This window comes from Lysinibacillus sp. BPa_S21 (assembly GCF_023337795.1).
Classification (GTDB): Bacteria; Bacillota; Bacilli; order Bacillales_A; family Planococcaceae; genus Lysinibacillus.
Genome location: NZ_JALIRS010000009.1, coordinates 68468 through 82843, shown reverse-complemented (window position 1 = coordinate 82843; position 14376 = coordinate 68468). Strand labels below are relative to the sequence as shown.

Here is a 14376-nt window from a genome sequence, read left to right as displayed (position 1 = left end):
ATAGACGACCATTAAATAGAAGGGAAGAGGGACCAACCTATTGTTTGCGGCATACTTTTCAGCATCACGAAAAAATGCGACGTCGTCAGCAAACGCCAACAGGTAGCTCTCGGAACTTAGAAAAGGAGAGAAACATGCAAAAATTAAAAAAAGTAAACATAGCAATAATCTTAATGCTACTCGTATTCCAAACAATATTATCGCCGATATCAGTGTTTGCAGTAGAGCAAGAACAACCTGTAGCACCTGCAGTTGAATTTGGAGATGATGGCATTGGTTCCGCAGGTGAAGTCGAACAACCTGAAACACAAAAAGAGCCTGGAAATGGTGAAGTGATTAGTCCTGGTTCCACGGGTGTAGGAGACCAACCTGGAACATCAAACGAACCTGGAAATGGTGAAGGGACTAGTCCTGGTTCCACAGGCGTAGGAGACCAACCTGAAAAAGAGTCTGGAAATGGTGAAGGGACTAGTCCTGGTTCCGCAAGCGAGGGAGAACAATCTGAAACACAAGAACCTGGAAATGATGATGTTAGTGGTGAAGGAGAAAATCCAAATGGAGATTTGGAAGAAGAAACTACACCACCATCATATGATCCAACTATGCCTGTTGATGTAATTAAAAATGTTGAGTTTACTGTGAATGGAACAAAGGTTAATTCAAATGAAAGTATTAATGTTACTAATGGACAATCTGCAGAGTTTAAATTTCATTTAGAACTAGCAGCGGGACATAACTATGGTCCAGGTACAACTTTAACGTACACTTTGCCAGCTATTTTTGAAGATATCACATTCCCAAATGGAACAGCTTATGGTGAGGTAGGTACTATTTCGAAAAGTGGAAATGATATTGTAATCACATTCAACGAAGCTTTACGAGATGATGTAGGAACGGGTGCAGCCCTTGAACTAGGTGCATACTTTAGCGTACAAGCAAACTTTGCAAGCGATAATACGAAATGGGAAGAAACAATTAGTTTACCGGGTACTGAAAACATCCAGTTGAATTTCCAACCTAAAACGAGCGGTGAACCTGTTACCAAATCAGGTGTAGCAGATAATGGTGGGAAAAATAGTAAGTTTATTGACTGGAAAGTTGAAGTTAATACAGATTTAGGCGTTAATAAAGATTCTGGTATTACAAATTTTGTTGATACACTAGGTGAAGCACATACATTTAAACAAGATTCTGTAAAAATAACAAAGTTAAATGTATCACCTAATGGAACAAAAACAGACTCTAATGACCCTGTCACTGTGACTCCAATCTTTGATGGAAACACAATGACAATTGCATTGCCGAATGAAAAGCATACTGCTTACCGTATTGAGTACAAAACAGAAGTTGGGGACCCAGGTAACGTTAAAAGTGCAGACTTTAAAAATGGGGCTACTTATAATGGAAAATCCGCTCCTACAACAGTAACGGTAGACTTTGGTGAACCATTAGCAAAAACGCACTCAGGTCCTACGGCTAGTGATTTAGCAACATATTGGACAATTAATTACAACTTCAATAACCGCAATATTTCACAGGAAAACGCGGTACTAATTGACAGCTGGACTGAAACACAAAAATTAGTTGGAAATATACAAGTATTTGAGGCAGATGGTGCGGCTGCCACTATTCCTTACGAAGTTAAGATTGCAGATGGTGGACATAGCTTTGAATTAATATTTAAAGCTCCTGTAACAAAACCATATGTTATCAAATATGCAACAAAGCCAAAAGACGAAGTGTATCCAACAGAGAGTTTTACGGTAGAAAATGTAGTAGCACGCCCAGATATGTCGGGAGAGGTAAAAGATACCTCTTATTATAATAAAGGGGATTTGTTACTAAACAAAGCTGCTACTGGTGTTAACTATCAAAACAAAACGATGTCATGGAAGATTGTGGCGAACCAAGCAGGCTATGAATTAGCTGAAGAAACGAAGTTTGTTGATACTTTTACAGATAAAAATCTAAAATTAATAGAAAATACTTTAAAAGTAAAAGTGGGTAATAAATTAGTTAGTGATAAAGATTACACGTTAAGTATTAATAACGATGATAAAACTGGATTTACAATTACTTTAAAGAATGTAATAAATGAACCTATCGAAATTACGTATGATACAGAATACGATATTCGACATGTTGGCGCAAATACAATTGAATATAATAATAAAGTAACAATGACAAATAAGAATTTACTGAATTCTTCATCCGCTTCAGCGAAACAAGATATTCGATCTGAACAAAAAACAAATGGTAAAAAAGAAGGTTATTATAATTACGAAACAAAAACTTTCTATTGGGATGTTGAATTTAACTTTAACTACAATTCTTTAAAAAATGCAGTGTTTGAGGATAAATTACCAGATACACAAGAAATTAAAAATATTGTAGTGCAAAAAGGTGAACTAGATGAAAATGGTGTTTTTAAAGAAACAGAAACAATAACTATTCCAAACACTTCAGGGAAACCGAACGAAATTAAGCTAGTATTCCCGGATATTATTAATAGTCCATATAAAGTAACATATGAATCAGTAAATGCAGATGGCATTTTCCCGCATGGTAAACCAGTAAGTATTAAAAATACAGCTACATTAACAAGCGATGATGGTGATAATGCATCGTGGTCAAAAACAGTTAATGTCAATCATACAGACAAAATTTTAAACAAAAGGGGTCATCAAGCTGAACTTGGTTCTGCAGTAGCTCAGTGGAACTTTGAGTTTAACTACGCACAATCAAAATTAGACAATGTAGTCATTACCGACACAGTGGGTAAAGATGATGAAGGTAACCCAGAACAATTGATTTTAGAAGATACATTTAAAGTATATAAAGTTGCATTGTCTGGAAAAACTCCAAATAATCCAACTGAAGAGAAGACACTTTTAGATCCAAGTAAGTATACGTTAAATGTAGATATGAAAAATGGTACATTCACTCTTAATTTAGGTAATGTAACTGAAGCATACTATGTAGAATACGACACAGTATTTACAGGTGAATCAGGCTCTAATGCTAAAAATGAAGTAGAAGTAAGCTATCAAGGTAGCAGCCAAACAAGTGGAAAAGATAGTTGGTTAATTAAAGAATTTAAGTATGGTAATCAAGCATCAACAGTTAAAGTACCATTTGTTATTATAAAAACGAATGCTGCAACAGGCGAAGTAATGAAAGATGTTGAGTTTACTTTATACAGCCAATACACAGGTGATAAACCATTAGTTAGCGCTAAAACAAATAAAAACGGTGTATTAGACTTCGGATTAAAATTTGCTGAAGGTAAATATACATTAAAAGAAACGAAAGTTGCTGGTTTTGATAATCCGGATGTAATCTTTACATTAAATCGTGATGAAAAAGCAACATCAGGTCCTTTTGAGGGTAAACAAATTGTTGAAATCGCCAACATACCAGAAAGTCCATTGAAATGTTCACTGTTTGAATTAACAGTACACGATATTGACGGCAAATTAGTGGATGGAACAGTAACATTGGTAAGTAAAGCGACGGGATTGTCAGAAAATCATACTGTTGAAAACGGTAAAGTTACTTTTACTCCAGACCAAATTAAAGCAGGTCAGTACGATGTTATTTACAATGGTGAGACGTTAAAGACGATTACAGTAGAGTTCAACGACAACTGTAAAGAGAGCATTCAACCAGCACCTAAGTGCGAAAACTTCACAATCGTGGTTGAAGATACAGATGGAAACATCCGTACAAATATTAAAGAGCTAACATTAAAATCAGATACTACAGAAGTAAAGGCATCAACTGACGCATCAGGTAAGTTTATTTTTGAATCAAACAAAATCAATCCTGATAATGGCGTGAAGCCAGGTGAGTACATGGTTTACGAAGGTAAACAATTCTTAGGCACAGTAACTTTAACGTATACAGAAGACTGTGGTCATGAATTTATCGTTAAAGAATTACCAAAATGTGAAGAGTTTGAATTAACTGTAAAAGATGTGGATGGTAATAAAATTACTGATGGCACTACAACAATCGTTGTTAAAGATGCTGACGATGACGAAATTATTAGCACAACAACTACGACAGGTGTTATAAAATTACCTGATTTGGAACCAGGTGCTTACACAGTTGAAGTAAATGGTGAAGAAATTGGTGCTTTCGAAACAAATATCGAATGTGAAAAAACAGTTCAGCCAGCACCAAAATGTGAACTATTTACATTAACAGTGAAGGATGAAAATGGCAATCCACGCCCTAATGTTAGCAATATCACAATCAAAGATACAAAGGGAGCAATTATTGCTACTAACCAAACAACAAATGAATTAGGTCAAATTACGATTCAACCTAATGAAATTCCGTCAGGTGACTATGTTGTGTATCAAGGTGATCTATACATTGGTCAAATAACTGTTAAATACTCAGAAAGTTGTAAAGCAGAAGTATCAGCAGCGCCTGCTTGTCCAGATTTCACATTAACAGTACAAACTGAATTTGGAACACCTAATGTGAATGCAAAGATCACAATAAAAGATGCTAAAGGTAATATCGTAAAAGGTGCAGACAACAGTGAAGTTTTAACAACTAGTTTCGCTGGAACGATTGTATTGCCAAAAGATGCAATTAAACAAGGTACGTACAATGTATACGAGGGAAGTCGTTTAATTGGCTCGTTTACTGTAAAAGATAAATGTTCGGCATTAGTAAAACCTTCATCAACAGGTGGAGGCGGTGGCTGGACGCCTGACCCAGATCCAGATCCGGAAAAACCAGTTGATCCAGAAAAACCAAATCCAGATCCGGAAAAACCAGTTGATCCAGAAAAACCAAATCCAGATCCGGAGAAACCGGTTGATCCAGAAAAACCAAACCCAGATCCGGAGAAACCAGTTGATCCAGAAAAACCAGATCCAGATCCGGAGAAACCAGTTGATCCAGGAAAACCAGATCCAGATCCGGAGAAACCAGTTGATCCAGAAAAACCGAATCCAGATCCGGAAAAACCGGTTAAACCAGAAAAACCGACTCCAGAACCAGAGAAGCCAGTTAATCCAACAAACCCAGGTGGTTCAGATAACCAAACAGATCCAAAAGATCCAGCAGACTCTGAAAAACCATCTGTACAAGAAGTCATTGATCAAGGAAAAGAGTTAAAGCCGTACAATCCTTCTACAGCAGATAAAGACACACTAGATGAATATAAGGATTTCCTCGATAAATACAACCAGTTATCTAAAGAGGAACAGGCGGAAGTAGGGAAATACCTTGATATTGACAAAATCAAAGCGGATGCTAAAGAAATGGAAGCGCAGTTAATGGCGCAAGGCAAACTGCCACAAACAAATGGAGCAAACCAAACAGCTCTTACACTAATTGGTGTGGCTCTCGTTCTAGGTGCATTATTCTTATTGCGTCGTCGCAATACAGAAGTGAAATAATTTACAATCAGAAAGCCCCAAGACCAAAATCTTGGGGCTTTTCTTATGCTAGAAAGTTTCTGATAGTTTTGCAGGCGCTTTGTCGAATGGATATTGCTCGACAAACTTTGCTTGAACGGCAAGTCGTTTCGTACCCTGATCAGCACATGTAACGAGGGTTAAAATAGTTTTATTAGGGATATCATCAATAACATAAACATCCGTGGCAGCGATGATTTCCTTGGTTGTTATTTTGTACTCATAAATATTCGTTAAATCTGTTAAATAAATCGTGTCTCCTATACTTGCCTTGTATAAAGGGCTAAATAAAATATCTTTTTCCTCAAAGTAATGACCTGCTAATGCGTAGTTTCCTTGTCCAAGTTTTTGATTAGGCTTCATGGTACCTGCACCAACGGCAAGAGAGGCATTTCCAACTCCTTTGACGATAGGGAGTTTCATATCCACACTAGGGACTACGATACTACCGATGACAGGCATTTGATTGGCGGTTGTTTGAGCTTTTAAAACTTCCGCAATGGATAGAGATTGCACTGCTTCAAATTCAAAATCAGCATCCGCATTATTGTTTTTTGCAATATCCTCTGCACTGTAATCAGCTGTATTTAATTGATGACTCAAATGAGCGATAATTGCATTTTGAATGGGGTTAATAAAAATAAGCAAGAGACCAACGATGAGCATACAAATGAGTAGTAGCAGTTTTATTTTTTTCATTTTATAAATCACATCCTAGTATTGAAGTTATAATAGTTCAAAACCGCCGCTAAAGTCGAGAGAATCGCCGGTAAAAGTACAAGTACCGCCGATAAAACTGATAAAACCGAAAAAACTGATAAAACCGAAAAAACGTCCATAACAAGAGGCTACCATACGTAAAAATGGGTAGAGCTTTTAAACTCTACCCGTTTTTATCTTTATTTATCGCTGAAGCGTACGCCTGCAACACCGTAATGGTTTTTAGACATTTCTTCGATGAAGACTGTTACATTTTCTGGTGGCGCATTAACTGTACGAGAAACGGCTTCTGTTACTTCTTTTACGAGTGCACGTTTCTGTTCTTCTGTACGACCTTCAAGCATTTTCACTGTTACGTATGGCATAATATTGCCTCCTTTATTGAATAATGTTGTATAGTAAGTTTATCTCCATTCAATAGAAGACTTCAACCTCTGAGGGTGGTAAGATGAATGCAGGCGTGGTTTTTTCCAAACACCTACTGAATGAAGATAAAGATGCTACGGATTTTGAATGAAATGAATTGTGAAGGCACAATTCAAAATCTGTACGCCATTACGCCAAGGCGAAATGGATAAGGAAATAGAAACTTCTTACTTGTATGTAGGCATTTGCGCAATGCCAGTGTCGCGTTTATGACGGCACGAATGCGCTTAACTATGCTTTACTTTTATAATAGCAGAACGGAGGTAGTTAAAGTATGGCAAATGAAGAAAAACCAAAACAAAAAATGGGCTTTACTATTATTAAAAATGACCCAACAGATGGACATAAGGGATTTGGGATCGGTTCGCTTTCGCTTGAAAACGTATCGCCAGTCATTATCGATATAGAAGAGGGGACTGCATCAGTAGAAATTGGTGCTATGCATGCTCGCAGTGATGTGGAACGAGGTATTAAATTTACGACAGATCGTGCTGATTCAGAAGGTGGGAAACCATATTGGTTAGTATGGGTGACGATAGACCATAAAGCGGATGGGCCTTACTATGCAGGTGTAACGGCGTGTGAAATGGTAGTGAATCGAGAAAAACGTCGTGGCTATAAAATTTTAGCTGATCATGTGAATAAAATGGATAAATCTATGAAGCGTCATATTATTGTAGAGCATATGGATGAACCATCTAAAAAGGTGTTAGCGTCTTTCCTAGAAGAACTTAATCCGGATTTATGGGCACGTAGTGAGGAGCAATTGCGTCAAGATTTATTTGTTTAATGATTCCTGACGCATAGTGATTGGACCTGCAATAATTGAACAATATGTGACATTTTGCAATCGTTTTCGATATAAGGTTGAAAGTGGGTTTGAAACAAAGTAAACTTGATGCAGAGCTTACATTTTAGTAAGCTAGGACACTTGGTTCTGCGAATGTGATGGGCACTATGTGGCATTTGAACAACCCAAGCCCAAGCCAAATGCCCCATGATGCTCATCTACTTCGCAAACCATAAATAAGAAAAGCTTTCTGTTCCCACGGACACTGCTCCGGGGAAGAGAAAGCTTTTCTTTTTCGTATATATTTGTTTACTTTGTCGAGAGCCTTCGTTATTAAAACGTTTAAAGCTTCTAAAGGTTCCGCATGATGCATTAATTTTTAAAAATGGAGAATGGAAGCATGTTCCAGAAATTGCCCCATGTATTCGTATCGAGAATATCGAAGTTTGAACATTTTTCAGTTGGTACATCTTTAGCGTCCATGTAGATAAGACGCTGTTTAGGGCAGGCATCAGTTGCTAACTTACCTGATTCAATATCGATAACCACACCTTTAACGCCTTTAGGCTTTGCGAAATCCTCGTTCTTTGTTCCTTTATTGACTGTCTCCATAAAGTCAATCCAAATTTGCTTTGTAGATGCAGTATCTTCTTTAGCCGTTAGATTTTTCCCTTGATCATAGCCGTTCCATACGCCAGCAGTTAAGCTAGGTGTAAATCCAATCAGCCACTGATCGCTATTTGTAGAGCCAGATTTTGCTGCATACGTATGCGTCATACGCGAGCGAATGCTAATCCCTGTAGCTGGTGAATAATCGCTTAAGACTGGATCGAAAATACCCGTCATCATTTCTGTTAAGATATACGTATTTTCTTTTGAGAGAACGGTTTTATCTTCTTTATTAGCTTCTTTATTTTCGTAGATGATATCGCCATTAGCATTTTTAATAGAAACAATAGTAGTAGGAGCAGTTTCTTTCCCTTGTGAAGCTAAAATATTATAAGCATTCGTCATTTCATATAATGTTGTTTCAGTCGTTCCAAGCGCCATGGATAAGTTGTCTTTCTTTCCAATCGTCACATTGAAGCGATTTGCCATATCATGAAAGGCTTTAAATCCAATCTCCTCTAAAGTTTTCACAGCGTAAATATTATCAGAAATAGCGATAGCTTGTGCCATTGACATATCATGGTTTGCAAATTTACCGTTTACATTTTTAGGTGCATATGTGGATCGTCCATGATCATATGTGAAAGTTGTTTCACCGACATTTAAATAGGTTAATGGTGTATAACCATTCTCTAAAGCTGTCGCATATAAAATAGGTTTAATGGTTGAGCCAGGCTGACGTTTTGCCTGTGTTACTCGGTTAAATGAACTCGCAGCATAGTCACGACCCCCAACTAATGCTGTAACAGCACCTGTTTTGGATTTCATACTAACAAAAGCAGTCTGAAGATCATCACTAGGCATATTTTTGGCTACAGCTTCTTCTGCTGCCTTTTGGTGCCCTAGATTAAGCGTTGTTTGGATAGTCCAGCCACCTTCACTAATATCGAGATTTTTCGATTTCAAAATTTCACTAGCCTCTTGCCATGCTACATCAAGGAAAAATGGAGCTACAGATTTTGTGGCAACCCAGCTATCATTCTTTAAGACAAGCTTTTCACTTTCTGCACGTGTTTTATCATCTTGCGTAATAGCCCCTTGATCGGCCATCAGTTTTAAAATAACGTGTTGGCGATTCGTTGCCTTTTCTAGATTGGCAATAGGGGAATAAATACTTGGCCCTTTTGGAATTCCTGTTAACATTGCCGCTTCTGCTAGTGTTAAATCTCTTGCAGATTTTCCGAAATAAACACGACTGGCTGCTTCTACGCCGTACATACCATGTCCGTAGTAAACAGTATTTAAATAGCCTTCCAGTATTTCATCCTTATCATAAAAAACTTCTAATCTATAAGCATATAGTGCTTCATTTAATTTTCGTGTCCAAGACTTTTCATGTGAAAGATATAGATTTCGAGCATATTGTTGGGTAATTGTACTGGCTCCTTGAACCTTTCCACCAGCCTTAATATCAATTAAAACTGCACCGGCGATACGAGAAAGATCAAAACCGCCATGCTTATAAAAATCTTTATCCTCAACAGCGACCACTGCTTTCAGTAAATAGGGGGACATCTCATCAGAGCTAACCCAATATCGTCGTTCATTTGTAAAGTGATCCCCAATCTGGTTCTCATTTTCATCTAAGAAAATAGAGGCTTTCGGTACGGTTAAAGGTGGGGCACCAGCTATTTGAACATAGACGCGTAAAGCTATAAATGCTACTACAATTGCAGATGTAAAGGCGACAAAAAGGGTTAGTGCCTTACGTGTACGCTTCGCACGTTTTTGCTTACGTTGAAAGCTTTTTCTCTTCATCCGTCTTCACCTCGTTTTCTCACACTTGCGTATAGTATGTGTTTGAACATTCATATTTAATCGAAATTATTGGTAAAAACTATTGCACTTTATTCAAAAACATCTATACTTTTTTTGTACTGTTTGAAATGCTAGCATTCGACAAAAGCATGCCACCTTGTAGATTTTAATCGAATTTTGCTAGACGTTGCAATAATGTATACGAGGATATGGGGGTAGAGGTTTCATTACATTCCTGTAAGCCCTTTATAGAGTAATCGTAAAAGGTTCATTATCGAAAGTTATTAAATACAGATTTCAGATTGGAGTGGAGGCTGTACGCCTTCAGTCAGAACGGAAATCTACGCAGTGATGAACTGATGAAAATAAATAGAATAGAATTAATTTCTAAAAGTGGAGGTCTACTCATGAGATTTGATGAAGCTTATTCAGGGAATGTTTTTATAAAAAGTCATCCTACATACGAGGATGCTCAGGCGGTCATTTATGGTATGCCAATGGACTGGACAGTTAGTTATCGTCCGGGCTCACGTTTTGGTCCCCAGCGTATTCGTGAAGTATCTATTGGGCTAGAAGAATATAGCCCATACTTAGACCGTGAGCTTGAAGAAGTGAAATATTTTGATGCGGGTGATATACCGCTACCATTCGGTAATGCACAGCGCTCGTTAGATGAAATTGAAAAGTATATCGAGAAGCTTTTAGCTGATGACAAAATTCCTGTAGGTATGGGTGGCGAACATTTAGTATCATGGCCTGTTATGAAAGCTGTGTCAGCAAAATATGATGATCTAGCAATTATCCACTTCGATGCACATACAGACTTACGTGTAGAATATGAAGGGGAGCCACTTTCTCACTCAACACCTATTCGTAAAATTGCCGAACATATCGGACCAAAAAATGTCTATTCTTTTGGTATTCGTTCAGGTATGAAGGAAGAATTCGAATGGGCAAAGGAAAATGGTATGCATATTTCAAAATTTGAAGTGCTAGAGCCATTAAAAGAAGTATTACCATCTTTAGCAGGACGTAATGTTTACGTTACGATTGATATAGATGTACTTGATCCAGCACATGCACCAGGTACAGGAACAGTAGATTGCGGAGGCATTACATCAAAAGAATTACTAGCGTCCATCCATGCGATTGCAGCAAGTAACGTCAATGTAGTGGGCTTTGACCTAGTGGAAGTAGCACCAATCTACGACTCATCCGAAATGACAGCAAATACAGCTTCAAAATTGCTAAGAGAAATGATTTTGGGCTGGATTAAATAACGCCAGAAACACTAAATAAAGCAATGCATTCTGCGACGAAAGTGCAACGCCAGTCGCAAATACAGCTTCTAAATTGCTAAGAGAAATATTTTGGAATGGGGTTTAGCTTTAAGCTAGCCCCATTTTTCATTTATAATCTGAAAAAGAAAGACGCCATCCAACATACATCGGATAGCGCTTTGATACTTCGAATAGTTCTATTAAGGGTTTGTCGACCAAAGTCCAGCGTGTTTTAAGACAACACGTGGATGAAGTTTTAGTTGTGCAACCATTAAATCTGCTAAATCTTCTGCTTGCATCACTTTTTCTGGATTGCCGTCTGTTAAGTTTAGTTCAACAGCCATATCTGTTGCAACTGTACTTGGCGTTAATGTTGTCACGCGAATATTTTTCTTACGTACTTCAAGCATTAATGATTCGCTTAGGCCGATAACGGCAGCTTTTGAAGCCGAGTATGCGCTTGTGATTGGTGCTCCTTTTTGACCAGCTGTTGATGAGATATTAATGATGTCGCCTGTGTTGCGCTCGATCATCTCCGGTAATACAGCACGTGTTGTGTAGTACACACCTTTTACGTTAACATCGATAATATTTGTCCATTCTTCAGGCGTTAAGTCCATGAAGTTACCGAATTTTGAAATGCCGGCATTGTTTACTAAAATATCGATAGCGCCAAGCTCGCTGCGGATAGATTCAACGGCTGTAGTAATAGAGTCTAAATCCGCTACATTTGCCACAGCGATGGCTACTTTCACGTCATACTGTTTAAGTTCCTCTGCTACTTGTTGTAAATTTTCAAGCGTACGTCCAACAAGACCTACGTGAATACCTTCTTGTGCAAAAGCTACTGCTGTTGCACGTCCGATTCCACGCCCAGCTCCTGTAATTAACGCCACTTTTCCTGCGATTGTTTGCATGTTTTTCGCTCCTTCGGTTGAGATCATTTTATTTAGACGAAAAAATAGATTAACATTTGTCTTTAAGACTATCCTCATTTTACTACGGTTTTATACATTGTGAAGAGTGCACTTTTTGGTGCGGAGGTTACTAAAAGTTACTTATATGAAAAGGGAGTTAGCTCTATGTCAGATAAATTAAGAGAAGAAATAAAAGAGAGAATAGTAAATAATGATTACCATTGTGAAAAAGAACTTACCTTATCCATTATTAGTGGGAAATGGAAAGTTGTTATTTTGTGGCATTTAGGTGTAGAAGGACCGCATCGCTTCAGTGAGCTTCAAAGACTTTTTCCGAAAATATCTCATAAGATATTATCAAACCAATTACGTGAACTGATGGAGGATGGGATTGTTCATCGTGAAGTGTTTCCGGAAGTTCCTCCGAAAGTCGAATATTCTATGACTGAATTAGGGATGACGTTATTACCAATCGTTGAGATGATGTATGAATGGGGAAAAAAGAGAATCGATCAACTTAAACAACAAAGCAATAATGAGGTTATTTCGAAGGATTTATGATGAACTTTCTGTAAGCCTTAACGTCTTTTTATAAAAGGGGTGAACGAATGGGAGTTTGGTATTTCTTAATCTTATTTGTAGGGTTGTTTTTGATAGTTAAAGGACTATTTATGAAAAAGCAATCTTTGTTCATTAAGAAAATTGGATTTGTGTTTGTAGGATTGTTATGCATTTCATTCTCCATTTTTATGTTTACACCAGGAAGTGCAGAAATAATTTCTGATTGGCTAAATTTAACAATCGACTAAAAGAAAAAATGTGGGGCTAAAAGTGGGGCGGCGTAATGAATACACTTTTAGCCCCACTTGCTTTTTCAAGGACCTCCATTAACATGGCTCATGATAAAGTGTGCCTTTTTATTTATTCGGAATATTTCTTGAATTCCTGATTGACATTGATAAGAAAATACTGTTACATTATAGGTAACAAACGTTACCTATTGAAAGGAGGTAAATTTTTTTGGCACCAAAAGAGCGGTTTACAGAGGAAGTTTTAATGGATTGTGCTTTTGAAATGGCTAGGAAGAGTGGGATTGAAAGTGTGAATGCAAGAGATTTAGCAAAAGAGTTAGGCTGTTCGACAAAGCCTATTTTTCGATTGTTCTCGAGCATGGACGATTTGAAGTTTGCCATTTATGAAAGGGCCGGCAATCTTTATAACGAAAGAATGTTTCAAGGCTTGCAAGAAAGTTCTTTTTTAGGGATGGGTTTGGCTTATATTAACTTTGCTCGCGAAGAAAAAAAGCTATTTGAGCTATTATTCTTATCTAATAAATATAAAATCTCGAGCTTTTCAGATTTAATCAATGACGTAGAAAATCAAGGAATTATCGCAATAATTTCAAAATTAACAGGATTAACGCAAACCTCCGCAAGATCTCTTTTTATAGATACATGGTTAACTACGCATGGTATTGCGACAATGTGTGCAACGAATACTTGCGATTTAGATAGCTCAGAAATTGAAGATATTCTAAAAGACGTATTTGAAGGTGTTAAACAAAAATTATTGAATGGAGAAAATAAATGAAAATGAAAAATTCACCTATTCTTTTATCGATACTATTTACTTTGCTTGTAATTGTTTTTCCTGCTATAGCTGGGACAATTATATCAATCAAAAATATAAGTAATTTAAGCTCTATACGTTTGATTCAATTTATTGCCTTTGCAGTTGGTGTTCTAGTTACTCTTTGGATCATGAAAAAAAGTAAATTCTCTTACCGTGATTTTGGATTAAGAAGGTTTAAAGCAGAGGCGTGGATGGTTGTTATCGTTATTTTTGAGCTGGTTGCTTTCTTTAATGGTATTACAGATCAAGATGGTTTTTCTGCGCAATACATACTTATTTTGCTTCTATTTGTTATTGCCGTTGGTCTTTGTGAAGAGTTTATTTTCCGAGGCCTAATTTTCAAATATTTATCAGCGAAAGGGCTTAAAGTCGCTATTATAGGCTCCTCAATTTTGTTTGGTATCGGACATCTTGCAAATGTACTTTCCGGTGCTGATTTATTAATGACATTACTACAAATAACTTTTGCATTCCTCTTTGGGTTAGTTTGTGCAGAGATTGTTGCAAAGACAAAAAGTATTATATTCCCGATTGTCTGGCACGCTATGCATGATTTTATTGCATTCTTGACCGATAGTGAGCCGAATGTTCTTTCTGTCTCTATTTATGTCTTTCATTGTCTAGTGTTAATTGGCCTTGCCATTTATTTCTGGAGAGCTTTATTTCCTAAAAAGGCTGTTATGAATTTAAAAAATCCTGAAAGTTTCGTTTAAACGCTACATGTTAAAAAGGCATCTACTCATTCA

11 protein-coding genes are annotated in these 14376 nt (G+C 37.2%); 7 read left to right on the top strand and 4 right to left on the bottom strand.

The genetic code is table 11. From position 1 onward, the window contains the following. Positions 1 to 134: 134 nt before the first annotated feature. Positions 135 to 5420, top strand: coding sequence for a collagen binding domain-containing protein (locus MOK21_RS23815; protein WP_283164764.1), 5286 nt, complete (start codon positions 135 to 137; stop codon positions 5418 to 5420). Between the two features lie 48 nt (positions 5421 to 5468). On the opposite strand, the gene MOK21_RS17125 is transcribed toward MOK21_RS23815, so the two are convergent. Both MOK21_RS17125 and MOK21_RS17120 read right to left on the bottom strand, forming a co-directional pair. Then, positions 5469 to 6137, bottom strand: coding sequence for a class A sortase (locus MOK21_RS17125; RefSeq protein ID WP_249075200.1), 669 nt, complete (start codon positions 6135 to 6137; stop codon positions 5469 to 5471). 200 nt (positions 6138 to 6337) lie between these two features. Continuing rightward, a complete protein-coding gene (locus MOK21_RS17120; RefSeq protein ID WP_053484500.1) occupies positions 6338 to 6523 on the bottom strand; it encodes a 2-hydroxymuconate tautomerase in 186 nt (61 codons plus the stop codon). A 335-nt stretch (positions 6524 to 6858) separates the two neighbouring features. On the opposite strand from MOK21_RS17120, the gene MOK21_RS17115 reads away from it, so the two are divergent. Beyond that, entirely contained in the window at positions 6859 to 7374 is a 516-nt protein-coding gene (locus MOK21_RS17115) for a YwhD family protein (RefSeq protein WP_249075199.1), read from the top strand. 372 nt (positions 7375 to 7746) lie between these two features. Here MOK21_RS17115 and MOK21_RS17110 read toward each other — a convergent pair whose 3' ends face one another. Further along, positions 7747 to 9801, bottom strand: a complete 2055-nt coding sequence (locus MOK21_RS17110) for a transglycosylase domain-containing protein (RefSeq protein ID WP_249075198.1) — start codon at positions 9799 to 9801, stop codon at positions 7747 to 7749. A 407-nt stretch (positions 9802 to 10208) separates the two neighbouring features. Here MOK21_RS17110 and speB point away from each other — a divergent pair, with 407 nt between their 5' ends. Further along, positions 10209 to 11081, top strand: coding sequence for an agmatinase (speB, locus tag MOK21_RS17105; protein ID WP_249075197.1), 873 nt, complete (start codon positions 10209 to 10211; stop codon positions 11079 to 11081). 200 nt (positions 11082 to 11281) lie between these two features. Here speB and MOK21_RS17100 read toward each other — a convergent pair whose 3' ends face one another. Continuing rightward, entirely contained in the window at positions 11282 to 11998 is a 717-nt protein-coding gene (locus tag MOK21_RS17100) for a 3-ketoacyl-ACP reductase (protein ID WP_249075196.1), read from the bottom strand. Between the two features lie 165 nt (positions 11999 to 12163). On the opposite strand from MOK21_RS17100, the gene MOK21_RS17095 reads away from it, so the two are divergent. The 4 genes from MOK21_RS17095 to MOK21_RS17080 all read left to right on the top strand — a co-directional run bounded on the left by MOK21_RS17095 (position 12164) and on the right by MOK21_RS17080 (position 14343). Further along, positions 12164 to 12559, top strand: a complete 396-nt coding sequence (locus MOK21_RS17095; RefSeq protein ID WP_249075195.1) for a winged helix-turn-helix transcriptional regulator — start codon at positions 12164 to 12166, stop codon at positions 12557 to 12559. 47 nt (positions 12560 to 12606) lie between these two features. Continuing rightward, complete coding sequence (locus MOK21_RS17090; RefSeq protein ID WP_249075194.1) at positions 12607 to 12807, top strand: hypothetical protein; 201 nt, start codon at positions 12607 to 12609, stop codon at positions 12805 to 12807. Between the two features lie 211 nt (positions 12808 to 13018). Beyond that, the gene (locus tag MOK21_RS17085) at positions 13019 to 13588 is read left to right on the top strand and encodes a TetR/AcrR family transcriptional regulator (RefSeq protein ID WP_249075193.1); all 570 of its coding nucleotides are present in this window, start codon (positions 13019 to 13021) and stop codon (positions 13586 to 13588) included. Beyond that, positions 13585 to 14343 carry a CPBP family intramembrane glutamic endopeptidase gene (locus MOK21_RS17080; protein WP_249075192.1) on the top strand — a complete coding sequence of 253 codons (759 nt, stop codon included), beginning with the start codon at positions 13585 to 13587 and terminating at the stop codon, positions 14341 to 14343. The genes MOK21_RS17085 and MOK21_RS17080 overlap by 4 nt, the downstream gene beginning before the upstream one ends. Positions 14344 to 14376 lie beyond the last annotated feature (33 nt).